The sequence below is a fragment of the Streptomyces sp. NPDC023838 genome, from assembly GCF_040639555.1.
Lineage (GTDB): Bacteria > Actinomycetota > Actinomycetes > Streptomycetales > Streptomycetaceae > Streptomyces.
Map to the genome: position 1 here is coordinate 19,147 of NZ_JBFAAD010000040.1, position 23,902 is coordinate 43,048.

General features: G+C 70.6%; 16 protein-coding genes and 3 pseudogenes. 11 read left to right on the forward strand and 8 right to left on the reverse strand.

Annotation, left to right across the window (positions count from 1 at the left end):
* Window positions 1-107: 107 nt before the first annotated feature.
* From AB0G17_RS32360 to AB0G17_RS32370, 3 genes are all read right to left on the reverse strand, one after another.
* Window positions 108-1,154 (reverse strand): hypothetical protein, encoded by a 1,047-nt coding sequence (locus tag AB0G17_RS32360; protein WP_361390384.1) that lies wholly within the window; start codon window positions 1,152-1,154, stop codon window positions 108-110.
* 32 nt (window positions 1,155-1,186) lie between these two features.
* The gene (locus AB0G17_RS32365; protein ID WP_361390386.1) at window positions 1,187-3,181 is read right to left on the reverse strand and encodes a DNA/RNA non-specific endonuclease; all 1,995 of its coding nucleotides are present in this window, start codon (window positions 3,179-3,181) and stop codon (window positions 1,187-1,189) included.
* A 190-nt stretch (window positions 3,182-3,371) separates the two neighbouring features.
* Window positions 3,372-6,713, reverse strand: a complete 3,342-nt coding sequence (locus AB0G17_RS32370; protein WP_361390388.1) for an ALF repeat-containing protein — start codon at window positions 6,711-6,713, stop codon at window positions 3,372-3,374.
* 444 nt (window positions 6,714-7,157) lie between these two features.
* Here AB0G17_RS32370 and AB0G17_RS32375 point away from each other — a divergent pair, with 444 nt between their 5' ends.
* The 3 genes from AB0G17_RS32375 (at window position 7,158) to AB0G17_RS32385 (ending at window position 11,958) form a co-directional block, all read left to right on the forward strand.
* Window positions 7,158-7,673, forward strand: coding sequence for a hypothetical protein (locus AB0G17_RS32375; protein WP_361390390.1), 516 nt, complete (start codon window positions 7,158-7,160; stop codon window positions 7,671-7,673).
* Between the two features lie 113 nt (window positions 7,674-7,786).
* Window positions 7,787-9,421, forward strand: a complete 1,635-nt coding sequence (locus AB0G17_RS32380; RefSeq protein WP_361390392.1) for a trypsin-like serine protease — start codon at window positions 7,787-7,789, stop codon at window positions 9,419-9,421.
* 86 nt (window positions 9,422-9,507) lie between these two features.
* Entirely contained in the window at window positions 9,508-11,958 is a 2,451-nt protein-coding gene (locus tag AB0G17_RS32385; RefSeq protein WP_361390394.1) for a trypsin-like serine protease, read from the forward strand.
* A 457-nt stretch (window positions 11,959-12,415) separates the two neighbouring features.
* On the opposite strand, the gene AB0G17_RS32390 is transcribed toward AB0G17_RS32385, so the two are convergent.
* The 4 genes and pseudogenes from AB0G17_RS32390 to AB0G17_RS32405 all read right to left on the reverse strand — a co-directional run bounded on the left by AB0G17_RS32390 (window position 12,416) and on the right by AB0G17_RS32405 (window position 13,751).
* On the reverse strand, window positions 12,416-12,940 hold the full coding sequence (locus tag AB0G17_RS32390) for an ATP-binding protein (protein WP_361390396.1): 525 nt from the start codon (window positions 12,938-12,940) through the stop codon (window positions 12,416-12,418).
* 53 nt (window positions 12,941-12,993) lie between these two features.
* Window positions 12,994-13,092: pseudogene (locus AB0G17_RS32395) on the reverse strand (IS5/IS1182 family transposase); the annotation flags it as partial.
* Window positions 13,091-13,290, reverse strand: a pseudogene (locus tag AB0G17_RS32400) (IS5/IS1182 family transposase); the annotation flags it as partial. The pseudogenes AB0G17_RS32400 and AB0G17_RS32395, both read right to left, overlap by 2 nt.
* Before the next feature lie 56 nt (window positions 13,291-13,346).
* Complete coding sequence (locus tag AB0G17_RS32405) at window positions 13,347-13,751, reverse strand: FKBP-type peptidyl-prolyl cis-trans isomerase (protein WP_361390398.1); 405 nt, start codon at window positions 13,749-13,751, stop codon at window positions 13,347-13,349.
* A 335-nt stretch (window positions 13,752-14,086) separates the two neighbouring features.
* Here AB0G17_RS32405 and AB0G17_RS32410 point away from each other — a divergent pair, with 335 nt between their 5' ends.
* Complete coding sequence (locus AB0G17_RS32410) at window positions 14,087-14,452, forward strand: DUF4440 domain-containing protein (RefSeq protein ID WP_361390400.1); 366 nt, start codon at window positions 14,087-14,089, stop codon at window positions 14,450-14,452.
* 230 nt (window positions 14,453-14,682) lie between these two features.
* On the opposite strand, the pseudogene AB0G17_RS32415 reads toward AB0G17_RS32410, so the two are convergent.
* A pseudogene (locus AB0G17_RS32415) lies at window positions 14,683-14,847 on the reverse strand (ATP-binding protein); the annotation flags it as partial.
* Between the two features lie 927 nt (window positions 14,848-15,774).
* Between AB0G17_RS32415 and AB0G17_RS32420 the strand changes: the two are divergent.
* Genes AB0G17_RS32420 through AB0G17_RS32450 form a run of 7 tightly spaced genes read left to right on the forward strand, consistent with a single transcriptional unit; the run spans window position 15,775 to window position 23,892 of the window.
* A complete protein-coding gene (locus AB0G17_RS32420; protein ID WP_361390402.1) occupies window positions 15,775-17,037 on the forward strand; it encodes an ATP-grasp domain-containing protein in 1,263 nt (420 codons plus the stop codon).
* A gap of 16 nt (window positions 17,038-17,053) precedes the next feature.
* Entirely contained in the window at window positions 17,054-18,283 is a 1,230-nt protein-coding gene (locus AB0G17_RS32425) for a SidA/IucD/PvdA family monooxygenase (protein WP_361390404.1), read from the forward strand.
* Entirely contained in the window at window positions 18,280-18,657 is a 378-nt protein-coding gene (locus AB0G17_RS32430; protein WP_361390406.1) for a cupin domain-containing protein, read from the forward strand. The genes AB0G17_RS32425 and AB0G17_RS32430 overlap by 4 nt, the downstream gene beginning before the upstream one ends.
* Window positions 18,650-19,753: an FAD-binding oxidoreductase gene (locus tag AB0G17_RS32435; protein ID WP_361390408.1), complete on the forward strand. Its 1,104-nt coding sequence runs from the start codon at window positions 18,650-18,652 to the stop codon at window positions 19,751-19,753. The genes AB0G17_RS32430 and AB0G17_RS32435 overlap by 8 nt, the downstream gene beginning before the upstream one ends.
* Window positions 19,750-21,381 carry a class I tRNA ligase family protein gene (locus AB0G17_RS32440; protein ID WP_361390410.1) on the forward strand — a complete coding sequence of 544 codons (1,632 nt, stop codon included), beginning with the start codon at window positions 19,750-19,752 and terminating at the stop codon, window positions 21,379-21,381. The genes AB0G17_RS32435 and AB0G17_RS32440 overlap by 4 nt, the downstream gene beginning before the upstream one ends.
* Entirely contained in the window at window positions 21,378-22,622 is a 1,245-nt protein-coding gene (locus tag AB0G17_RS32445) for a hypothetical protein (RefSeq protein ID WP_361390412.1), read from the forward strand. Before AB0G17_RS32440 ends, AB0G17_RS32445 begins: the two co-directional genes overlap by 4 nt.
* Complete coding sequence (locus AB0G17_RS32450) at window positions 22,615-23,892, forward strand: MFS transporter (RefSeq protein WP_361390414.1); 1,278 nt, start codon at window positions 22,615-22,617, stop codon at window positions 23,890-23,892. The genes AB0G17_RS32445 and AB0G17_RS32450 overlap by 8 nt, the downstream gene beginning before the upstream one ends.
* The last annotated feature ends 10 nt before the right edge of the window (window positions 23,893-23,902 follow it).

Below are 23,902 nucleotides of genomic sequence, written 5' to 3' on the forward strand. Positions count from 1 at the left end.
GCTCCGGGGCGGGAAGGTCCCGGATGACTCCTCACCTGCGGACCAAGAGGCCGGCAGACAGCGTTCCGGGCACGTTGAACGGCCCTGTGGCTGAGCTGGGAAACGACTTACTGGACCAGTTCTATGTGCGGATGGTCCGGGGATGCCGGGCAGACGTGGAGTTGCAGGTCGTAGCCGCGGGCGAGGTCGAGCATGGTCGGGTTCCACGGTTGGGGATCGGTGAGGGACTGCGTGGAGCGGGCCTGGTCTTCGTAGGTCATCCAGCTCTCGGTGCTGGGGTCCCATTCAGCCGAGGCGATGGTCAGCAGCGGGTCCATCTCGGTACCGCAGGCGTCGCAGACGCGGGGGATCGGGTCGGTCAGGCCCCAACGGGTCCAGCCGCCGACTTTCCACCCGGGAGCGTGGGACAGCTTGTTCAAGTAGAACTCCTGCGGGGCGATGGCGTAGGCGCTGTCCACCGTGGGCCCGGCCGCCTGCCACGAACTCCACTCCCCGAGCTGCTGCTGCACGTCCTCGTCGAGCTCCAGGAGGTTGGGGTAGTCGGTGACGTCCTCCGGCGCGAGCAGGCATGGCTGCGGCAGATAGCCGGGGAACTGGACCACGGGCGGCTCGGGGGGTGCGGCGAGAACGTCGACGACCGCGGCGGCGGACCGCCAGAACAGTGCGGTCCTTGGGTGCGCGGGGTGGTCGAAGGGGCACCACAGCACCTGGAGCAGATCGGCAAGAGCCGTGCCGGGCGGGCGGAGCCGGGGGATGTCACGCGTGTACAGCTGGGCCACGGGAAGCATGGGTACCGGGGCATCGGGCCAGGGGCGGCCGGCACGGATCTGGTCGTCGATCGCGCGCTCTTCCGGCGTGTACCGGGCCATCTCGGGTATGCCGTCCGGCCGGCTCGCCACGGCTGCCCGGATACGCCGCTGCTGCCGTACATCCTGAGGTGAGAGGGCGGCGTTCACCTGGTCCCAGACGTGCGGTCCTTCGCAGTACGGCCAGGGCTCGTCGGCGGGCCACAGCAGCGGCCCGCCGACCGAACTGTCGTGCGGCGACGGCGACCCGGGGCGCGGGTGCAACCGGGTCGCCGTGCGTGCCAGCGGGGCCAGTTGAGGGAAGAGCGCGGTGACGTCGAGCGGCCGCGGTGGGGTGGTACGACTCATTCTGGCTCCCGATGGCGCTGGTGGGGGTGGGATTAGTTTCCGAGGTTGAGCAGACCAGTATTGGCCTTGGTGTTGGGGATGTAGACGTCGGGGAACAGCGGCTGTGACGTGCCGTCCGCACGCTCGACGGTGGCCCGCATCGTGACTCCCACCGGAATCGTGCTGGTGGCGTCCTGGTAGGCGGGCGTCACCTCGTAGAAGATCGCGTCATTGGCCCCGAAGTTGTTGTCCGCCAGCGCGTTCTGGGCCTCGAACTCGTACGTTCGCATGCTGGGTGTTCCGGTGTTCATTCCCACCTGCCAGCACGGGACGAGGTTGTCCTGTCCGCCGTCGAGTGTGCGGCCCTTGCCGCCGAGGATGTTGGCGATCAGGTGGCACCGGGCGAGCCCGTACGGTGCCTTGGTGCCGGGCGCGGCGAGCGGGCGGGCGAAGTTCTGCGCGTCCTGCCAGCCGGTGATGTCACCCGAGGCCGAGGTGCCCTTGCCGATCTTCTTGCCCAGGCAGGCCTGGGCCACGGTCGGCCGCGTGCCGGCCGGATCGGGCGGGGTGGTGGTCTTGTTGCGGTGGGCGACCGCTTCGGTGGTGTTCTTGATCCACCCATCGCCGTTGGGGAGTGACCCGGACGGTGTGGTCTGCAGACAGGCGGCCTGCGGCTGGGCGGTCGTGGTGGCGATCTCCAGCTTGAACTGGTCGGCCTCCAGCACGCGCTGGTTGGCGAAGCCCTCGGAGAGCTGGGTCTGGGCCGCCTGGTTGTCCGCGAGCGGGACGTGGGCGCGCACGCACGGCTTGCTGGGGTCCACACCCCCCAGGTCGTAGATGTCCCATCCGCCACCGCTGTAGTTGGGAATGATCTCGGCGCACTGAGTGCCGTCGGTTCCTCCCTCATGGGTGGCCGCGAAGGGGAACTCCCCGCAGCTGTCGTTCGCCACGAGGTCCGACCTGTCCTGGAACCCTCCGCAGGTGCGGGCGGTGCGGTCGGCCATGCCGCTCCGTGCGCGGGTCAGCGGTTTGTTGCGGCCCCAGCCGTCGGCGAGGTTGTCCTGGGCCCAGCGGTATCCGGCGGCCGCGGCACCCGAGGTCGCCGTGCTCATGTTGACGACCGGCATGACGCTGGGCACGACACAGCCGGGGCCGGGAGTGCTGTTGGGGGTGCTCGTGTCCCGGACGTCGTCGTCGCAGCGGACCTTCTCCGGGTTGCTCCAGGAGGCGTTCGGGTCGGTGGCCTGGGCGCCGGGGGAGGTGACGTAGAGCTTGTACGACGTCGTGAAGTCGACCTTCGTACCGGGGGCCGGGGAGGAGGAGTAGGACACGTTGCCGCTGACGGACTGGCCCGTCACCAGGTCGCCTCCGAACCAGGGGGCGGCCTTGGTGACCTTGCAGCCGGCCGAGCAGTCAGCCCGGAACTTCGCGGTCAGGGATGTGACGGCCCCGGTCGCACCAGCCATGGTGACGGTGACGTTCTCGTTCCATGCCGTGCGGGCGGAGGGCAGGAGGGCACTGCTCGCCACGTTCAGCGTGCCGGTGCCGACCACCTTGCCGTTGGTGTCCTTGAGCGTGTACAGCACGTCCAGGCCGTTCACGCAGTAGCCGAAGCGGCTGTAGTTCCACGTCCTGGGGACTGCGATCGAGCAGCTGGCGTCGTTGGCCGCGGCAGCCGAGGCCTGCGGGCGTGCGGCGGCACGGCTCTGGCGCCGTGCCTGCGTCACCGGCGTGGTGCGCGTGGTGACACAGGCCTCAACAGCTCCGGCCTTGCGTTCGCGGGAGCCGGTGCGGGTGGGCTCGCAGTGCTCCCCGGAGCCCGGCGCGAGGGGCCGGGTCTTGGTGGGTGCGGGAACGCGGGCTGCATCGCTCTGGTTGATCCTTCCCACTTTGGGGTGGGAGGCCGCCGGTGCCTTGCCGGTGGCATTCGCCGCGGCCGCCGACCGCGCCGGGTCGGTGTGGCCGTCGGCCGCGGCGGTACCCGTCGCGGTGAGGGTCAGAACGAGAAGGACGCCGGGAAGTATTCGTCTTGCGCGTGGTGAAAACATTTCTTCTCTCGGTAGGAGGTCATCCCAAGTAGGGGTTTGTGGCGGCTCCCCGTGCCCCGGGCGCCCGTGTCATCCAGCAACGGGGCAGGGGAAGCGGGGGCGGCGAGAGTCGGCTCGATCAGCCGGGAGCTCTCGCCGCCCCGGTGCGTGAAGAGCCCTCAGGCAGGGGGCGGTGGGGGTGGACCGACGGTCAGGAGAAGACCTTGACGATGCCGGAGACGACGTCTTCGGCGACCTTCTCCACCTTCTTGACGACCGGCTTGGCCACCGAGGCAGCACGCCCGCCGCCGCGGGTGACGAGCTGCAGTGCGCTGCGGCTCGCGGCGGCGGCGAACTGGGCGCTGGTGAAGCCGTATTCGATGCCGTTGGCGAGCGCGCTGATGCCGGAGGCGGCGACGGAGACGCCGAGACAGACCGCGGCGATGCTGCCGAGAATGGGCGCCGCGGGCCAGAACACGCAGGCGATGCCGAACCCTGTCGCCAGGAGTCCAGCGGCCACGCTCACCTTGTCGGCGGTGTCAGCCCACCACTTGGCGTCGTTCCACCATTCGTCCTTGCCGGGCTGGCTTCCCTTGGGGTTGACCGTGTCGTTGGTCGTCGAGTTGGAGGGGTTGCGGTTGGCGTCCCGGTCCTTCTGCGCCTGCTCGGCAGCGACGCGTGCGGCCTCCTGCACTTCTGCCGTGCGCTTGTCCGCCGCGGTCTGGCGGGCCTCGGCGGCGGCCGCGGCGGCCGTTTTGGCGTCCCGGCCGGCGGCGAGCTCGGCCTGGTGGGCGTTGGCGGCGGAGGCCTGGGCGTCGTAGGAGGAGGCCAGCGCGCTGTGGGCCGCGTCGATGGCGCGGTTGGCGGAGTAGTTGGCCGCGCGGGAGGCGCTCTGGGCGGTCGCGGCGGCGTCCTTGGCCTTGTCCGCCGACGCCTGGGCGTCGCTGGCGGACTTGTCCGCAGCCTTCGCGTAATCGTGGGCCTGGTTCGCGTAGGTGTCGGCCTGCTGGGACGAGGCGATCGCCTTTTGGGCCCACTCCTGGGCCTTGGCTCCGGCATCCCGGGCCACGGCTGCGACCTGGGAGGCGAGCGCGGCGTCGCGCTGTGCCTCCTGGGCGATCCTGGCAGCGGCCGCGATGGTCGCCTGCATGGCGGCGGCGTGGCTGAGGGAGTCGTAGTCGAGCTGGGCGGCCTTGTGCTGGATGGACTCGACGAAGCGCCGGCGCATCCAGGCGGGGCCCTCCATGGCGACCTCGGCGTAGGCCTTGGAGTACGCGCCACCGGAGGCGATCACCTTCATGGTGGCGACGGCGTCGTCCTCCGCGATGGCCTCGGCCAGGTCCTCGTCGAAGAACTTCTGCAGGGCTTCGGGCGTGTTGGCGTTGAGCGCGTCGTTGGCGGCCTTGGTGACTGCCTTGCCGGGCTTGGAGTTGAGGATCTTCAGGATGTTGACCCTGTTGTCCTCGGCGCGTGACTTGATGACGCCGCCGGTGTTGAAGTCGCCTTCGGCGGGCACACCGCCGGCGAGAGCCTGGGCCGCCGCCTTCGCGACGGCCGGCTCGGAGACCTGGGCGATGAAGAGGATGGTTTCGCGGTCGTCCTGGGCGGCGGCGAGCTGGCGGTCGAGGTCGATCCAGGAGTAGACATCGTAGTCGGTGCCGGCGAGGGCGAAGCGGGCGGCCTGGCGGGTCCAGGTGCCCTTGGACTCCAGCAGCGCGGTGGCGGCCTGGCGGCCCAGGGTGGCGGCGACGGTGAGGTCGTCGTTCTTGAGGGCCTGCTCCGCCCGGGCTATGAGGTCCTTGGTGGCCTGGGTGGTCTGCTGGGCCTGGGTGCGCTTGTTCAGGGCCTCGGCGCGCTCGTTCTTGTCCAGCAGGGCGAGCTGGGCCGCTTCCTTCATGCCCTGGAGCCGGTCGGCCGCCAGCATGGCCGCCTCGGCGGCGCGGGCGTTCTTCTCCACCTCCAGCGCGTCGGCGATGGCCTTCGTCGCGAGGTTGGCCGCCTTGACCGCCTCGTCGGCGTAGGCCGTGGACTTGTTGGCGAAGTCGATGGCCTGGCCCGCGTACTGGACGGCTTCCTCCGCCGCGGCGGCCGCGTTCGCGGCGTGCGCGGCGGCGGACTTGGCCGCGCTGTTGGCGGCGCGCGCGGCGCGGGCGGCGGTGGAGGCGAGTGCCTGGGCGGTGGAGGCCGCGTTGGTCGCCTGGTTGGCGGCGGAGGAGGCGATGTCGGCCTGGCGCTTGGCTTCGGCAGCTTCACCCTGGGCAACGCCGGAGGCATCCGCAGCCTGGGCGGAGGCCTTCGCGGCGGCAGCGGCGTCGCGTGCCGCGTCGGCGGCTGCCAGGCCGGCGTTGGCAGACTGCTCGGAAGCGGCAGCCGCGTCATCGGCCGCCTTGGCCGCGTTGTTGGCCTTCGCGGCGGCGTCGCGGGCGGCGACGGCGGCTTCCTTCGCCTCGTTGGTCCTCGACGCGTCCTTGGACGCGGCGATCGCGGCGTTGTAGGCGCGTGTGGCGGCCGAACCGGCTGCCGCTGCCGCCTGGGAGGCTGCCGTGGCCGCCCATGACGCGCGCTGTGACGCCTGGACGGCGGCCGTGGAGGCGTGGATGGCCGTCCGGGCCGCGGAAGCGGCGCCGCTGGCCGCAGTGGCCGCCTGGCGGGCCGCCTCCGCGGACCTGCGCACATCCTCCTTCGCCTGCGCGGCTTCGGCCGCGGCCGTCTCCGCCTTCTCCTTGGCCTTGCCCGCGGCTGCCGTGGCACGCTCCGATGCCTCGACGGCCAGGTCTGTCTGCTCGCGCGCACGCGCGCTCTCACGCTCGACGATGGCGACCAACTGCGCGATGTTGGCGGCTTCCTGGTCGCGGGCGCGCGCGATGTGCTGGCCCGTGTCGAGGTACCACTGCACGTCGTCCGCGGTCCCGCTCAGGGCCCGGTTGGCGTACTTCTTGAGCTCGGGGCCGGCCGTGGCGAGGCTGCGGAGGATGTCCACCCGTGCGTCTTCCAGCCTGGCGTTGTACTGGGTGGCGAGCAGGAACTGTTCCAGTGCCTGGTCCGTGCCCGCGCTCAGCGCGGTGTTGCCCTCGCGCTTGATGCTCTTTCCGCCGTTGGCCATCACGGTGAGGGTCGAGACCCGCATGTCCTCGGTGATCGCGGAGCGGAACCCGTCCTTGACATAGGCGGCTACCGCCTCGTCACCTCCGTTGAGGGCCGCCGTAGCGTCCCGTCGGACACTCTTGCCTCCGTTGCCGAGGTAGGTGAAGGCGGCCACACGGTTGTCGATCCGCGTCGCCCTCGGCAGCTGGTCGGTGAGGAAGGTGGTGATGTCCTGGTCGGTGCCGCTCAGTGCGTAGGCGGCCGCCTCCTTGACCGAACGACCGCCAAGTATCCATGCCTTGACAACCTTGGCGCGGTCGGTGTCAGGAAGGGCCAGGGCGTCTCCGACCGTGGGGGTTCCGGGTGCGGCCCGTACGGGTGTGCTGAACAGCCAGGGAGTGGAGAGAGCGGCTGCACTTGCCGCGACGGCGGTGGTGAAACGGCGCCGGCTCCAAAACGTTTCCTGCACAGAAGACCTCTCTGGTGTCGAATTCTCATGATGGATGCCGAATCCCGCCCGGCGTATTCCACCGTGGCGTCGGTGGGCCTGACTTTATGCATGGAAAGCATCCCGAGAACACCTGGCTGGAACCTCACTGGTGCCCCGGCTGAAAGATGGCTGGATCTAGCCCCCAGGATTTCGTAAAATCGCTACAACCATTTCGCGGTGTGGTGCAAGTCACATAGAGAATGAGGGATTCCCCCAATTAAGTCCCATTTATTCCCTTGGCTTGATCTCGTATGGCTGCTTTCATTCAGAAGATCGTCAGCCACTGACCAAGGCTGTCGCGTTTGCCATTCGATGGCATGGCTCAGCGCTGACCGAAGGTGCGCGTAAAAACCAGACAGATCGCTTTCGTGGTCCACGCGCACGCATCCAAGAAAAACTCTGGAACGACACCTGAGGACAAAAATGAAGGTACGTAGCACAGTCCTGCGGATCACTGCCACGGCCGTGGCTGCAGGGGCTCTGGCCTGGGCGGCAATCGCCGGAGGGGTGCCCGGCGGCTCCAGTCACGACCCTCTTGCGACGAAGGCGGTCGCCGAGGAAGGGCCGGGTTACGCCGTCGAAGACTTCGCGTACCCGAACGCCGACAAAATCCTTGCCGAGCAGAAGATCAAGCTCAAGAGAGGAGACGGCCACATTGTCCTCGCCCCCTGCACCGGCGCGCCTGAATTGATGGAGGTCTTCTCTCACAAGAGTGAGAAGGTCTGCTTCAAGGTCACCGGCGACAAGGGATACCTGAGCCTGGAGATCCCGTCGGTCTTCGGCGTGAAGGGAAACAACTACGCCGCCGAGGTGGAGATGACCACCGGCGCCGAGCAAAAGACGTTCCCCGTCGACAAGAATGCGTGGACCGCCGTGGGTGAGACCGCAGACGACCAGGGCCGCGATTTCATGCTTCTGGAAATCCGCACCAGCAAGTAGCACGGTCCTGCGCCTGCACTCCACAACGCTCGAGAGAGCCGGTCGTCCCACGAGCCGATCGGCCTCGACATCCGCGCAGCCATGCCCGCTCACCCTGCCTTCGAAGGACATACGTGTCTGCACTCCGTCCGCGCGCCGCGCGGATCTCCGGCCTGCTGGCCACCTCGGCCGTGCTGTCGAGCGGCCTGATCACCGCCACCCCCGCCACCGCGGTCACCGGCCCCGAGGCCACCAACGGCGCGCACCCCTACGCCGTCCGGCTCGCCATCGGCAACGACGACACCTCCCGCGCCTGCACCGGCGCCCTCGTGGACCGCTTCTGGGTCCTGACCGCCGCAAGCTGCCTGGCCACCACCCCGGGAGCCACGGTCTCCGCCGGCAAGCCGGCCCTGGCCACCACGGCAACGCTCAGCGACGGCAAGACGGTCACCGTCACCGAGGTCTCGCCCCGCGCCGACCGGGACACCGCCCTGGTACGCCTCGCCACCCCGGTCACCACGATCGCACCCGCCACCCTGGCCGGCTCGGCCCCGGCGGCCGGCACCGAGCTCAAGGCCGTCGGCTTCGGGCGCACCAGGAGCGAGTGGGTGCCGGACAAGCTCCACACCGGCACCTTCACCCTCGACTCCGCCACGTCCACCACCCTCGCCGCAACCGGTAAGGGCACCGACGCGATCTGCAAGGGCGACACCGGCGGCCCGCTGCTCAATGCCGCCGGCGAGCTGGTCGGCGTCAACAGCCGCTCCTGGCAGGGCGGTTGCCTGGGCACCGACCCGGCCGAAACCCGCACGGGCGCCATCGCGGCCCGTACAGACGGCCTCGGCGACTGGATCGACGAAGTCCGCTCCCTCGCCTCCGGCTGGAAGACCGAAGCCCTCGTCCAGGCCGGCAGCACCCTCTATCAGGGCATCCGCCTCGCCGACGGTTCCTGGACAGGTTTCGCCGACGTCCAGACCCGGGCCGGCGGCATCGGAGGCGTGCGCACCGCAGCGGCCGCAGGCATCAACGGTGACACCCACATCCTGGCCATCAGCAACGACGGCCGCCTGTTCCACACCATCCGCAAGACGGACGGCACCTGGGCCGCCTTCGGCGATGTCGGCACCTCCGCCGGCGTTCTGGGCAACCTCACCCAGGTCTCCGCCGTCTCCATCGGCACCGACCTCCACGTTCTCGCCATCGCCAATGGCAAGCTCTTCCACACCGTCCGCAACGCCACCGGCCACTGGACCCACTTCGGCGACGTCGCCGAAGCGACTGGCCCGATCGGCTCCGTGACCCAGGCCGCCACTGCCAGCGTCGGCGGGCAGTTGCAGGTCATCGCCGTGTCCGGAGGCAAGGCCTTCCACACCCTGCGCAACACCGCGGGCCAGTGGACCGCCTGGGGCAACGTCGCGCAGGCCGCCGGAGCCACGGGACCCATCACCTCCGTGGGCATGGCCGGTATCGGGGGCGACGCCCACGTCGTCATCGCCACCGACAACGGCACCCGTCAGTACCACGCCATCCGTAAGGCCGACGCCTCCTGGGACGGCTTCGGAGAGTTGACCGGCTACCTCGGCAACGTCACCGTCAAGTCCCTCGCAGCCGCCCACGTCGACGGTGAACTTCAGCTCGCCGCTGTCACCGCGGACAACACGTTCGTCCACACCGTGCGTCACACCGACCGCACCTGGACCACCACCCCGGCGGCTCTCCGCGGCATCACCGGCAGTGCGGGCTCCCTCTCCATCGCCGGCACTCTCTGACACCCACGTGTCGTCCTGTGTCCGTGGTCCCTCCCGGCGCCACGGGCACAGGACGCGCCCGCGAAACACGTCGTGAAGGAATACCCATGGCTGAAACTCTCCCGCGCTCACTGCGGATGACCGGCCTGCTCGTGACCGCCACGGCAGCCGCCGCAAGCCTGATCTCGGCAGGCTCCGCACAGGCCCTCACCGGCCCCGAGGCCCCCGCCGACCAGTACGCGTACACCGCCAAGCTGAACATCGGCGATGAGGCCGACAGCCGCGCCTGCACCGCGACCCTGGTCAACGCCCGCTGGGTGCTGACCGCCGCGGCGTGCCTGGCCGCCAAGCCCGGCGACGCGATCACGGCCGGGCGGCCCATGCTCAAGACCACCGCCACCTTCCCCGGTGGCCAGACCCGCGAGATCGTCGAGCTCTCCGCGAGCGCCGCCGACCGCGACCTGGTCCTCGCCCGCCTGGCCGCGCCCGTCACCGACATCCTCCCCGTCAAGCGCGCCACCACCACTCCGCCCGCCGGCACCGACCTGACCGCGGTGGGCTTCGGCCGCACGAAGACCGAGTGGGTCCCCGGCAAACTCCACACCGGGGCCTTCACCGCCAACACCACCGACGCCGCGACGCTGACCATCACCGGCAAGGGCGCCGAGTCCATCTGCAAGGGCGACACCGGCGGCCCGCTCCTGAACCCCGCCGGCGAGCTGGTCGGCGTCAACAGCCGCTCCTGGCAAGGAGGATGCCTCGGTACCGCTGACACCGAGACCCGTACCGGCGCCGTGTCCGCGCGCACCGACAACCTCAACGACTGGATCGATCAGACCACCGCGCCGCGCAACGGCTCGCAGGTGTCGGTCCTGGCCGGCGGTGGTGGGACGATGTGGTCGCAGTCCGGGGATCTGGGGTACGGGGAGTACGGACAGGCCTGGGGCAAGGTCGACGGCCAGGACATCTCCCGCGTGACCAGCCTGCGTTCCGGCGAGTACCTGCGCGCGTACGGCATTGCCGGCGGCAAGGTGTACGGCCGCGATCTGAACACCCGCACGAGCCAGTGGACCGACTGGAGCGAGATACCCGGCGGCGCGGCCGGCACGAGGGACATCTCCGCCGTGGTCGTCAACAACGTCGTCCACCTCCAGATCGCCGGCGCGGACGGCTCGCTGCACACCCAGACCGGCGACTACAACGCGGGCCACTGGAACACCACATGGACCCAGGTCGACGCATCCGGCCTGACCAGCGTCACCAGTCTCACGTCCGGTACGACCGTACGCCTCTACGCCGTCGCCGACGGTCGTGTCTACGGCCGCGACCTCAACACCCAGAACGGCTCGTGGACCGGCTGGGGCGAGCTGCCCGGCGGCGCCGTCGGCGTCAAGGACATCGCCGCCAGCCTCGTCGGCAACAACGTCGAGCTCCAGATCATCGGTGGCGACGGCGCGGTCTGGATGCAGTACGGCAACTACGACGCCGGTCACTGGAACAACACCTGGACCCGCGCGGGCGGCAACGGCCTCACCCGCCTGAGCAGCAGCCCTGTCGGCAAGAGCGTCAACGTCTACGCCGTCGGTGCCTCCGGCAAGGTCCTGAACGCCACACTCCAGAGCGGTCCTGGCACATGGACGGCGTGGAAGGAACTCCCGGGCGGCCTCGCCGGCACGGCGGACGTCAGCGCCGTCGCCGTCGCCGCGCCTTCCACGGTCTCCTTGGCGGCAGGCAGCCAAGGCACGCTCTGGAGCCAGCAGGGTGACCTGGCCACCGGCACCTTCGGCGCCCAGTGGGCCAAGGTCGGCGGGGTGGAAGTCACCCGTCTGACCAGTGTCACCGCCGAGAACTACGTCCGGTACTACGGCATCGCGGGCGGCAAGGTGTACGGCCGCGACCTCGACACCCGCACCGGCACCTGGTCCACCTGGGGCGAGATACCCGGCGGCGCTGCGGGCGCCAAGGACATCACCGCCGCGATCGTCGACAACGTCGTCTACCTCCAGATCGTCGGCGCGGGCGGCTCGCTGCACACCCAGGTCGGTGACTACAACGCCGGCCGCTGGAACTCCGCCTGGGCCGACGTCTCCGCCTCCGGCCTGACCAGCGTGACCAGCGTCGCAGCCGGCCCGACCGTACGCCTCTACGCCGTCGCCGACGGTCGCGTCTATGGCCGCGACCTCAACACCCAGAACGGGTCATGGTCCGGCTGGGGAGAGGTCCCCGGCGGCGCCGTCGGCGTCAAGGACATCGCCGCCAGCCTCGTCGGCAACAACGTCGAACTCCAGATCGTCGGCGTGAACGGCGGGCTGTGGCTCCAGTACGGCAACTACGACGCCGGTCACTGGAACGCTTCCTGGACCGACGCCGGCGGCACCGGCCTCAGCCGGGTGACGAGCACCGCATCGGGCAAGAACGTTCACGTCTACACGGTGGGTGCCTCCGGCAAGGTGCAGGGCTCGATCCTCGTGAGCGGCCCCGGCACGTTCACGGCGTGGAAGGAACTCCCGGGCGGCCTCTCGGGCACGACCGACGTGACCGCTACCGCCAGGAAGTAGTCAGTGAACCCTTCTCATCCTCGGGTCTGAGAGTGATGAAGGCCTGCGTGGGAGGGGTTCGTTACGCGGCAGGGCTCCTGGTCGTTCCGTTGGTGATCACACTCATCAACGTCCGGACGCAGGAGCCCTGTTGGTCCCATATCGAGCCATGTTCGGCGTCCGGCACGAGGTCGTCGAGCATGGCTCGTGGCTCATCCACGCTCGAAGTGTGAGATGAAGTCCCGCTGGCGCCGACTCGGTTGCTGACCGCTCTGCTCAACCTGGTTGAGTATCCCCCCGATGTCAGGATGTGTGACGTTCTGCGGCAGCTCGGACGCCTCGACACCGATCCAGGGCTTCGCCGAATCACACCAGCGCGCTGGGAGAACACCGGCATCCGGCTACGGCCTGTCCGGCGGATCATTTCGGGCTGGTGCGGGCACGCCCGGTACGGCTGCGTTGTCGTGAGCCGCGATGGTCACGCGAACGACGGCCACCGGTCGGCGGCCCACTCCCGCCAGCCCACCCAGCCGGGCGGCGGGCCGGCGACCCCGCGGCCCTCCAGCTCAGCCGCGTCGGGCTCCTCAAAGTGCGCCCGACCGTGCAGGATGTCGGCCTCGGACATCGGCAACGTCTCCCCGGGGGCGGTCGCCCAGCGATGGGCGATACGGGCGCGTTGGGTCTCATCGTCCACCGGTAGGTAGACCATGCGGAAGCGCGCCTTCTCCGCCTCCACCAGCCAGCGGATCGCAGACCGTTCGTCCTGTGACCAGCAGCCGAAATCCACGACGACGTTGGTGCCCAGTTTGACTGCCTCCAAGGCGAGCCAGAGCATGCGCCCCTCCAGTACGTCGCGCTTCCCGTCCGCCTCCGCCTCGCCGAACAGGGGAATCATCCAGTCGTCGGGCGTCAGGCGCAGCGCGCCGTGCTCCGCGGCGAGCTGCCGAGCCCGAGTGGTCTTTCCGGCCCCTGGCAGGCCGACCATCAGGAACAACGTGGTCACACCCAGATCGTGGCAGGGAAGCCCATCAGACGACCACCGCTTTATCCGCCCGATCACGGGCCGAGCCACAGGCGGATGGAGGCCACGGTGACAGTGCCGTGGAAGACGTAGGCGCGCTTGTCATAGCGCGTAGCCACGGCGCGGAAGTCGCGGGGCGAGTTGGCGCCAGGTCAGGTTCGTCCGCCAGTACGCGGCGACGAACAGGACCCGGTCCTCCAGCACCAGGCCCCACGGTCGGCCCTTGCGGACCGGTCCACGCCTTCGCGCCGCAGTGCCGTGACCAGCCCGCCAAACTGACGCGGGCTCAGCCCGGTGAACGGGGCTGTCCAGGACAGCTCGGACGCCGAGATCCCGCCAGATCACACCAAGATCATCTCGGCCGTGACCAGCAGTTATGGACCAGCACTTAGGCGTTGCTCCATCCGGCCGTGCTGGAATACGAGTCAAGCAGGTCCACCACGAAGACCAGGGTCGAGCCCGCCGGGATCAATGGCGAGGGCGACTGATTGCCGTAGCCGAGACGCGGGGGAACGATGATCTCGCGCCGACCGCCGACCTTCATCCCCCTCACCCCCCGGTCCCAGCCCTTGATGACCCTGCCACTGCCAAGGGCGAACTTGAACGGCTGGCCCCGGTCCCAGGAGGCATCGAACTCCTTCCCGGATTCGAAGGTCACCCCGACATAGTGGACCCTGACCACCATGCCCGGCTTCACCTCAACCCCCTGCCCGACGACCAGATCCCGGATGGTCAGCTCGGTAGGAGCGTCACCCTCCGGAACGTCGACCGCGGGCTTCGTCAGTTCACTCATTGCAGCCTTCTCACTCTCCGTCGAAAGCCCGCGCGCGGACCAGCCGGACACATGGACACCCCGTGCAGCAGGTGGTCACGTTACCGAGAATGCCGATGCCCGGAGCACACCGAATCCAGCGGCCACACGTGGTGATCTTTCGCGTAGCCGATGAACCCGACCTCCATGCCCGGGGCACGCAGCAATCGCCCGAACGAGACGAGGCACGGACGGCTGCCGGCACCCTGCGAGATGTCTTGATTCGCTCGGTCGACAGTCCGACGTCATGGCGGAGCACCTACGTGGACCGCGTCGTGGATCAGCTTGGCTTCGTGCAGCGTCAGTAGGGTTCCTGCATGACGGATGAGAGTGAGCGGGCCGTGCAGGCGGCCATCGACGGGGAGATGGAGCTTCTCGATCCCGAGGTGCGTGCTTCCCCGGCCCGTGTCCTGGAGCTTCTGGATCCGGAGTTCACCGAGATCGGGGCTTCCGGACGACGGTGGGACGTGGAGTCGATCCTCACGGTGACGAGCGACGGCTCGGTGTCTTTGGAGCCTCCGGTCAAGGTCAGCGAAGTGTCCGGCGTTGTACTTGCTCCGGGCGTCGTTCACCTGACCTACTTCGCCGACAACCAGGGCCGTCGGGCATGGCGGAGCTCTTTGTGGCGTCTGACGGAGACGGGCTGGCGGATGTACTTCCACCAGGGCACTTTGACCGATTGAGCGGGTGGGACCGCCGCCGGCAAGGGCGGTGGTCGCCTAGGGCCTGTCGTCACATTCCCGTCTGTCCTGCGACGTCTGGCACGCACTCTCGCCACACCGGGCGAAAGCCCACGTACGTCCAGTACGAGGACTCTCGCCCGGCGCGCCGAGAGCACGCACCAGACGCCGCCGGACCGCCCTTCGGGCGACGACGGGAATTTGACGACAGGCCCTAGCCGAATGGGACGGCTTCAGCCGGCCGTGGCCGGCGCTTCCGCTCGCGCGCGGGTGCCGGCGAGGCGGTAGGAGTCGGTGCCGGTCTCGATGATCGTGCCGTTGAAGGTGAGCCGGTCGACGATGGCCGCGCAGAGCCGGGGGTCGGTGAAGGTCTTCGTCCAGCCGCCGAATGACTCGTTTCCGTGGGCGGAGGACGGCACACTCCCGGCCCCGTCCAGACCGCAGTGCATGGCGAGCCCGGCTCCGGCCCGCAGGGCTTCAGACCGGCTGGTGTAGGCCCAGATGTCGAGGCGGTCGCCGACGACGTCCGTACCCGGCTCTGCAGGGATATATGACACAGCTCCTCCGGCACCCGCTGATCGGCTGGTCAATGCGTCCGGCGACCGCCCGCCATCAGGCGGACCCCACTCCGTGCAGGAGCTAGGTGGGCGCGGTCGCCGGTCCATGGCCCCAAGCTTGCGAGCACCCGGGGCACACCGAGCCTATCCGTACACCCAGTGCTCCCGGAAGCGGGTTTCCCACGGCCGTGCCCCGCTACGCCTGGAACACGTGGAGGAACCCGCGCCGGGGCGGCGCCCGTCCCCGTACCCGGCAGAGCCATATCAGCGGCGGCAAGGCATGCCCATCCCCGCCGCGACCGCCGCGAGGTCGTGAAGCTGCTGCACAGGCGGACAGGGCTGAGCCTGTGGCACTGCAAGTCGCTCGTCAGCCAGCTGCCTGCAACCGTTCTCCAGAACGTGCCGTGAGAAGTCGCCACCGCCCTGGTGGACGAACTCCGTGAAGCCGGTGCTTGCGCCCACGCCGAAGTGAAGCAGTAGCCGCCCTCGCCGAGGCGACCGGCGGCGACGGCGTGCCCGTCCGCCCGCGCCGGAGCCGGCCGAGTGGGCCCGCCGCTGAGGACCTTCACGAAGGCGCCCGGTCGCTTCCGGGACCCGAACAGGCGCTGGCGGGGCCCTCGTTCGGGAAAATGTCCGGCTCGGTTTCGCTCTCGCAGATAATTTTGCGGTGATCCATTGACCGGGACCAAGGCACCCGGATAGAAAGATCACGATCAGGATCACGATCACGAGTTCGGTCCATACAGCACTGCCTCGGGGGATTTCGCTTTGCCGCACACAGATGCACTTCGTCCTGCCCGCGTCCTCGTGGTCGAACCCGCCTCCTCCGGGGGCGCCACCCTGATCGGCGTCGCCGCCGAGATGGGCCTGCGGGTCGTCGTCGCCACCGCCGACTCCGGCGACCGCCGGCTGTCCGACGCCGTACGCGCGGCGGCCGACTCGGTGCTGACGGTGGAGACCAACGACCAGGCCGCACTTGAAGCGGCCGTGCTCGGACTGCACCGGGCCGAGCCGTTCGAGGCGGTGCTGCCGGGCTCCGACATCTATGTGACGGCGACCGCGCGCGTCGCCGCGGCACTGGACCTGCCCGGCCTGCCCGTGGTGACCGTCGACCGGGTCCGGGACAAGAGCGTCATGCGGGCCGCCGTGGCGGAGGCCGGGCTGCGCACCCCGCGCTTCGCCCAGGCGACCACCGACGCCGAACTGGGCGCCGCGGCCGAACGGGTCGGCTTCCCCTGTGTGTTGAAGCCGGTCGCCTGCTCCGGCAGCATCCACGTCAGCCGCGCCGACGACCTCGACCAGCTCACCGCCGCGTTCCAGCGGCTCGTGACCGACCCGGAGCCCGACATGGGCAAGCTGCACGAGCACCGGGTGCTCGTCGAAGAGTACGTCCAGGGCCCCGAGTTCAGCGCTGACGGCTATGTCCTGGAGAGCGGCGAGGTCACCGTCGTCGCCCTCAGCCGCACGCTGCTCGGCCCCGAGCCCGACTTCGTGGAGCTGGGCCACCTCACCCCGGCCCTCGTCGACGACGCCACCCTGAAGAGCGTCGAGGCGTACGTCGGCGACGTCGTCCGCGCCGTCGGCATCACCAGCGGCCCCTTCCACTGCGAACTGCGCCTGGCCGCCGACGGTCCGGTGCTCATCGAGATCGGCGCCCGGCTGCCGGGCGACCGGATCGTGGAGCTGCTGCGGCTCGTGACCGGCGTCAGCCTGCCCAGGGTGGCCGTCGCCATCGCGCTCGGCGTCGGCCTTGAGGCGGCCGGCGCCTTCGCGCGGCCGCAGGCCGAGAGCGCCGGCATCCGCTTCTTCTCCGCCGCGGGCCGCTCCTCGTACCGGGAGCTCACCGGGTGGCCGGAGCTGGAGGCATTGCCGGAAGTCACCGAGACCGCCGTGTACTTCGCGCCGGGTGAGACCATCCCGGGCGTCGAGGACTGCCGCTCGCGCCTCGGCCACGCCCTGTTCACCGCCGACTCGCCGCAGGGCGCCCTCGACCGCTGGCAGGCGCTCGGCGACCTCGTCGTCCCGGCCTGACCCGGCGGATCCCACCATGAACGCACACATACTCGATTACGCGGCCGTCGGCATCGGCCCCGCGAACATGAGCCTCGCCGCGCTCGCGCATCCGGTCGAAGGGCTGCGCGGCGCCCATCTGGAACGCCGTGAGAGCTTCTCCTGGCACCCCGGACTGCTGCTGCCCGAGGCCACCCTCCAGGTCTCGCTGCTCAAGGACCTGGTCACGCTGGTCGATCCGACCAGTCCCTTCTCTTTCCTGTCGTTCCTCGCGAGTGAGGGCCGGCTCTACCGGTTCCTGGCCGCGGACTTCCCGGCCGTCCTGCGCGCCGAGTTCAACCAGTACCTCCAGTGGGTCGCCGGGCGGCTGCCGAGCCTGACGTTCGGGGCGGACGTACACAGCGTGGACTTCCACGACGGGGCCTTCCACCTCCGTACCGGCGAGCGGGAAGTGACGGCACGTCATCTCGTGCTCGGCACTGGGCTCACTCCGTCCGTCCCCGAGCCGTTCCGCCCCTTCCTGGGCCCCACCGTCTTCCACTCCGGGGAGTTCCTGCTGCGAGCCCCCGAGGTGACCGGACGGAAGATCGTCGTGGTCGGCGGCGGCCAGAGCGGCGCGGAGATCGTGCGCCACCTGGCGGCCGGCGCGGCCCCCGAGAGCATCACCTGGGTCAGCCGTCGCTCGTCGTTCCTGCCGATGGACGACTCGCCGTTCGCCAACGACCTCTACACGCCCGACTACGTACGCCGCTTCCACGCGTTGCCCGCCGACCACAAGGCCCGGCTCCTGGAGCGGCAGAAGTACACCAGCGACGGCATCGACCTCCAAGTCCTCCAAGACATCTACCGGTTGAGCTATCGCGACGAGTTCATCGAGAACAACCCCGGCAGGCTGCGCTTCCTGGCGGACAGCGCGGTCACCGCGATCGAGGGTGGCCCCGACGAATGGAAGCTCGTCGTCGAGTCCTCGGGCCCCGACGCACCCGCTGTACTCGCCGCCGACATCGTGATCCTGAGCACCGGATACGCCTACACGCTGCCGGACTTCATGGCTCCGCTGGACGCGCGGCTGCGGCGGGACAGCGGGATGCTCGTCGTCGGCGACGACTTCTCGGTCGCATGGGACGGGCCAGCCGAGAACCGGATCTACCTCCAGAACGGCGCCCGGCACTCCTGGGGCGTCGCCGATCCCAATCTCAGCCTGCTCGCCTGGCGCAGCGCGGTCATCCTCAACAGCATGCTCGGCGAGACGAGGTACCCGGTATGACCGATCGTCAGGTCCCGCAGTTCCAGGCCGAGGCGGTCGGCGCCCTGGTCCCCTTCGGTCCGACCGAGGTGGAACCCGATGGAGTCACCGTCGCCGAGGCGGACTTCGCCCGTTCGGTCTTTCCCGGCGTGCCGTTCAAGACGGCCCGCTTCACCGTGCCGCCGGGTGGGACCAGCTCGCCCGACCAGCACGCGGTCCAGGAGATCTGGGTGATCCACGCCGGATCCGGCACCCTGGAGGTGGACGGCGAACGATCGCTCGTCGGGCCCGGCTCCCTGGTGGGCTTCGCCTCGCAGGCCGTCCACGAGATCTTCGCCGACCAGGGCGAGGAACTGGTCATCTACTCCTTCTGGTGGTCGGCGCCCGATGAGTGAGCGCACCACCGGGACCCGTGAGGCGCCGCATTACGACCTCGCCGTCCTCGGCGCGGGCGCGGTCGGCGCCCTCGCCGCGTACTACGCCGTGCGCCGGGACCCGGGCCGCCGCGTCGCCGTGATCACGCACACCGGACGGGGGACGGGCGCGACCCGTCTCTCGGCCGGGTTCGACACGCCCACGGGGCACAACCCGGCCCAGCGCGCCCTGGCCGCCCGCAGCACCGCGCTCTTCGACGAGCTCGCCGCCGGACTGGGCGACGCCGGACGCGCGCCGGTCGACGTCCGCTGGCTGGTGGCGCGCGAGAACACGGCCGCGCTCGACGCGACCATGGCCGACGGCGGCCGCACCCGCCCGGTCACCGGGGAGCAGCGGGCCCTGCTCGACCGGACCTTCCCCGGGCTCGCCCACGGCGGCGACGAAGTCCTGCTGGCCACCGCTCCCATGACGGCAGGTCAGCCGCAATGGCTCACCGACCGGCTTCTCGACGAGGTCCTCGGCCGCCCGGACAACACCCTCCTGGAGGGCTTCCGGGTCACCGAAGTACGCCGTACGGGCGGGCGCGTCGAACTGGTCGCCGCCGACGGCAGCCGGATCACCGCCGCCAAGGCGGTTCTCGCGCCCGGCCCCTGGGTCCTCGACGGCCCGGTGGCGGCGGCGGCCCGCGAGCGCGGGGCCCGGGTCAAGAAGGTGGTGGCGTTCCACATCATGACGCCGCCCCCGCCGGGCGCCCCGGCACTCGTCCTGGAGGACGCCGACGCCTTCCTGCTGCCCCACCGCCCCGGCGACCACTGGATCTTCAGCATCACCTCGCCCGACTGGGACCGAGGGCCCGACGAGCCGCTCGTCATCGACACCCGCGACCGGGAACTCGCCCGAGCCCTGCTCGCCCGGCACGTACCCGGATTCCTGCCGCACCTGCTCGGTGGCCGGGTCTTCAGCGACTGCTTCACCCCCGGCCATCTGCCGGTCGTGGACACGGTCGGCGGCGACGACGTGGTCATGGCCATCGGCGGCTCCGGCTCCGGCTACCGACTCGCCCCGGCCATGGCCGAGGACGCACTGAACCTGCTCGACGGGAGAACGCGAACATGAGCCTGCTGACCGGGGACACGCACACCCCCCGGCACTACCTCCTGGTGCCGCCCGAGGCCACGCCCAACGGCCCCCTGCACCTCGGCCACATCGGCGGCCCCTTCCTGTGGTCGGACATGATCGCGCGGCATCTGCGGGTCCGCGGCGACCTGCCGTTGGTGATCACCGGCAGCGATGTGTACGAGTCGTACGTGACGCTCAGGGCGCACGCCGAGGACTCCACGCCCGGCGAGGTCGCCGCCCGTTACGGACAGCGCATCCAGGACGACTTGGCCGCGCTGCGCATCGGCGTCGACGCGTTCATCGTCCCCGATCAGCAGCCCTGGCGAGAGCAGTTCGAGCAGGAGGTCGCCGCCTCGATCGAGCGGCTGACGGCCCGGGGCGCGGTGCTGACGCGCACCGAGCGCGTGCCCTACTGCACGGCGTCGGACCGCTGGGTGGTGGGCGGCTGGCTCCAGGGCCGCTGCCCCGAGTGCGGTGCGGGCATCGCCAGTTACTTCTGCGAGGAGTGCAGTGCGCACTTCCTGCCCGAGTCGGTCGTCGAGCCGCGCCCCCTGCTCGACGAGGGGCCGCTGACCTGGCGGGAGATCTCCAGCCTCTTCCTGCGGTTGCCGGACCGCGACCTCCTGGACAGCACGCTCGTGGACCTGGGCGTCGCCGACCGCTACCGGGCGACCGTGGCGCGCTTCCTGGAGCGCGACGGCCTGACCGTACGGCTGAGCGCCCCGCAGACGTGGGGACTTCCGCTGCCCGCGCCCGAGCCGGACGTGCCGCGCGCCCTCTTCCCGTACGCCGGGATCTTCATGTTCGCCCGCCTCGCCGGCGCCGTCCACGGCCGGCTCTCCGGCACCGGCGTGAACGCCTTCGACCCGGACTCCGGGGTCACCACCATCACCACCCTGGGGATCGACAACGTGATCCCCACGCTGGTCTCGATCGTCGGCACCAGTCTGCTGCACGGCGACATGAAGCCGTACGACCGGTGCCTGATCAACCACTTCTACCAGCTGGCCGGGCGGAAGTTCTCCACCAGCGCCCGGCACGCCATCTGGGCGGCGGACATCGCCGCGTCGCCCGCCATCGGCGTGGACACCGTCCGGTACTACCTCGCCGGGGCCGATCTGGAGTCCGGGGCGTCGAGCTTCGAGACGGCTGACTTCCTGCACACCGCGAACGCCAGGCTCGCCGACGGCCTCGGCAAGCGGATCGACGCGGCCTGGAGCCGGCTGCCCGAGGGACCGCCGCAGGCGCTCGCCCCGGCCGTCGCCGAGTTGCTGGAATCCCTGCTCGCCGAGCAGTCCGCGGCGCTCGACGCCGCCCGTGTCTCGACCCGGCGCGCGGTCGCGGCGCTCGACCGCTGGTGCGCCGACGACGCGGTCGCCCACGCGGCCGAGGACGGCGCCTACTGGTGGCTCAAGGGCCTGTCCCTGCTGGCGTTCCCGGTGATGCCGGACCTCGCCGAGCTCGTCTGGCAGCGCCTCGGCGGCGCCGGAGAGCCTCGCGCGGCGGCCTTCCTCGCCAGGACCCCGGCCCACCGGGACCGGCCCGCGCCCGGCTTCGGCCGGGTGAGCGCCGCCGATCTGGACGCCTGCCTGCCCGACACCCTGCGACCGGGAGCGGACGCGTGACCGACCGGACCACACCGCTGTACGTCGTCCTCAACCGCTCCGGCGACGAGTTCGGCGAATACCACCGCTTCCTCGACGGCCACCCCTGCCGGATGGTGTACCTCACCACGCCCGGCGGGCTGCCCGCGCTCGACCAGGACGGGGCGACCGAGGTCCATGTGCGCGACAGCCTCGCCCACGACGACCTGCTGCCCCTCGTACGGGAGATCGCGGACCGGCACGGCACGCCCGAGGCCGTCTTCGGCCAGTCCGAGTACGACATCCTGACGGCCGCCAGGCTCTCGGCCGCACTCGGCGTCCCCGGCGGTTACGGTCTCGACCTCGTCGAGCGGTTCAAGGACAAGCCCGCCATGAAGAGCGCGGTAGGCGCGGCCGGACTGCGGGTTCCCCGGTTCCGGAGCCTCGACGACGCACCCTCGGCGGAGGCGGTCGTCGACGCCCTCGGTGGTCTGCCCCTGGTGGTCAAGCCGCGCGCCGCGGCGGGCTCCCAGGGAGTCACGGTCGTCCACAGCGTCGACGAACTGCGCGACGCGCTGGGGGGCGTCGACCCGGAGGCGTACGAGTGCGAGGAGTACGTCGGCGGGGACATCTTCCACGTCGACGGCGTCCGCCGCTCCGGCCGCCTCCACTTCGTCACAGCTTCCCAGTACGTCCACACCTGCCTGGACTACGCACAAGGCCGCCCGCTCGGCTCGGTCCTGCTCGACCCGGGCCCCGAGCGCGACGAGCTCACCACGTTCGCCGACCGCTGTCTGCGGGCGCTCGGGCTGCGCGACGGCGCGTTCCACCTGGAGGCGATCCGGCGTCCGGGGGGCGAGCTGGTGTTCCTGGAGGTCGGGCTGCGGCCGGGCGGCGCGCAGGTGCCGTTCCTGCACGTCGACCTCTACGGCATCGACCTGTTCGCCGAGGCGTTCCGGGCGGCCCTGGGCCTGCCCCCGCTGTGGCAGCCGTCCGAACCGGTCGGGCCCCGGGCCGGCGGCTGGCTCATCTACCCCGCCCCGCGCGAGCTGCCCGGACGGGTCGTCGCGCGCACCTCGCCCAAGTCGGCCGTCCCCGAGGTCTACCACGAGGAACTGCCCGCCATCGGCCAGATCATAACCGGACCCGGCAGTTACGACGAGGGCTGCGGGATCTTCCGGTTCCGGGGGCGGAGCGCCGCCGGGGTGCGCGCCGCCGTGCACACCGCGATGGAGGTGTACGGGCTGCGGACCGAGCGGGCCGAGGGAGCTCTGCATGGCTGAGGCACGCCGGTACGGCGTGCTGCACGCCTGGTTCCAGGAGATCCTTCCGGCCGCCGGGAACGCGCGCAGACTCGGCGTCCTCACGCTCATCCAGTCCCTGGGGCTCGGGGTGTTCCTCACCTCCAGCGCCGTGTTCTTCACCCGGACCATCGGCATCCCCGCCCAGCGCGTGGGCCTCGCCCTGTCGGCCGCCGGGCTCTGCGGTCTGGTCTGCACCGTGCCCATCGGCCGGCTCGCGGACCGGCTCGGCGCGGCCCGGGTACTGACCCTCAACTTCCTGCTCGCGGCCGTCGGCTTCACCACGTACTGCCTGGTGGACGGCTTCGCCGCGTTCCTCGCGGTCGCCTGCGCCATCGCGGTCCTGGAGACCTCGGCGGGCGCGCTCCAGGCGTCGCTCACCGACGCGCTGGTGGGCGAGGCGGAACGGGTCAGGGTGAGCGCGCAGATGCGCAGCCTGTTCAACCTGGGCTTCCTCGGCGGCGCCGCGCTGGCCGGAGCCGCCATCGCGGCCGGCACCTCGACCGCCCTCTACGCCACGGTCCTCGCCAACGCCGCCCTCCAGTTGGTCTCCGTCGCCGTGCTGCTCGGAATGCGGCTGCCCGCGGGCGCCGGGCCCCGGGCCACCGCCGCCGAGGCGCCGGACGGGGTGCTGCACAGCGCCGCGCTGCGGGACGTGCGCTATGTGGCGGTCGCGCTGCTGTGCGGCGCTCTGGAGCTGTACCACCCATTGCTGACGGTCGGCCTGCCGCTGTGGATCGTCACCGGCACCGACGCGCCCGCGCTGCTGGTGTCGGGGCTGCTGATCCTGGACACCGTCCTGGTGCTGTTGTTCCAGGTCACGGTCAGCAGGGGCGCGCGTACCCCGGCGGGAGCGGCACGTATGCTGCGCTGGGCGGGGTGGGCGCTGGGGGCGTCCTGCCTGGTCTTCGCGGTGAGCGGGGGGCACGGCGCGCTCCTGGACAGCGCGGCCCTGCTGAGTGGCGCGCTGGTGCTCGTCCTCGGCGAGCTGTACCAGGCGTCGGCGAGCTGGGGCCTGTCCTTCGGGCTCGCCCCGGCAGGCCGGCAGGGGGAGTACCAGGCGGTGTTCTCCCTGGGGCGCGGACTCCAGCAGTTCGCCGGGCCGTGGCTGATGACCTCCCTGGTCGTCGGCGCGGCGGCGACCGGCTGGCTGGTCCTCGCGGCTCTCTTCGCCCTGCTCGGGCTCGCCGCGCCGCCGTTGGTGCGCGGCCTGGAGAAGGCCCGCGCGCGGACGGAGCCGGCGCCTGCCTGAGCGGACCGGC

Excerpts from the sequence above, each read along its gene's own strand:
- AB0G17_RS32360 (WP_361390384.1), bottom strand. The coding sequence starts at position 1,154 with ATGAGTCGTACCACCCCACCGCGGCCGCTCGACGTCACCGCGCTCTTC.
- AB0G17_RS32365 (WP_361390386.1), bottom strand. The coding sequence starts at position 3,181 with ATGTTTTCACCACGCGCAAGACGAATACTTCCCGGCGTCCTTCTCGTT.
- AB0G17_RS32375 (WP_361390390.1), top strand. The coding sequence starts at position 7,158 with ATGAAGGTACGTAGCACAGTCCTGCGGATCACTGCCACGGCCGTGGCT.
- AB0G17_RS32385 (WP_361390394.1), top strand. The coding sequence starts at position 9,508 with ATGGCTGAAACTCTCCCGCGCTCACTGCGGATGACCGGCCTGCTCGTG.
- AB0G17_RS32405 (WP_361390398.1), bottom strand. The coding sequence starts at position 13,751 with ATGAGTGAACTGACGAAGCCCGCGGTCGACGTTCCGGAGGGTGACGCT.
- AB0G17_RS32410 (WP_361390400.1), top strand. The coding sequence starts at position 14,087 with ATGACGGATGAGAGTGAGCGGGCCGTGCAGGCGGCCATCGACGGGGAG.
- AB0G17_RS32425 (WP_361390404.1), top strand. The coding sequence starts at position 17,054 with ATGAACGCACACATACTCGATTACGCGGCCGTCGGCATCGGCCCCGCG.
- AB0G17_RS32430 (WP_361390406.1), top strand. The coding sequence starts at position 18,280 with ATGACCGATCGTCAGGTCCCGCAGTTCCAGGCCGAGGCGGTCGGCGCC.
- AB0G17_RS32435 (WP_361390408.1), top strand. The coding sequence starts at position 18,650 with ATGAGTGAGCGCACCACCGGGACCCGTGAGGCGCCGCATTACGACCTC.
- AB0G17_RS32440 (WP_361390410.1), top strand. The coding sequence starts at position 19,750 with ATGAGCCTGCTGACCGGGGACACGCACACCCCCCGGCACTACCTCCTG.
- AB0G17_RS32450 (WP_361390414.1), top strand. The coding sequence starts at position 22,615 with ATGGCTGAGGCACGCCGGTACGGCGTGCTGCACGCCTGGTTCCAGGAG.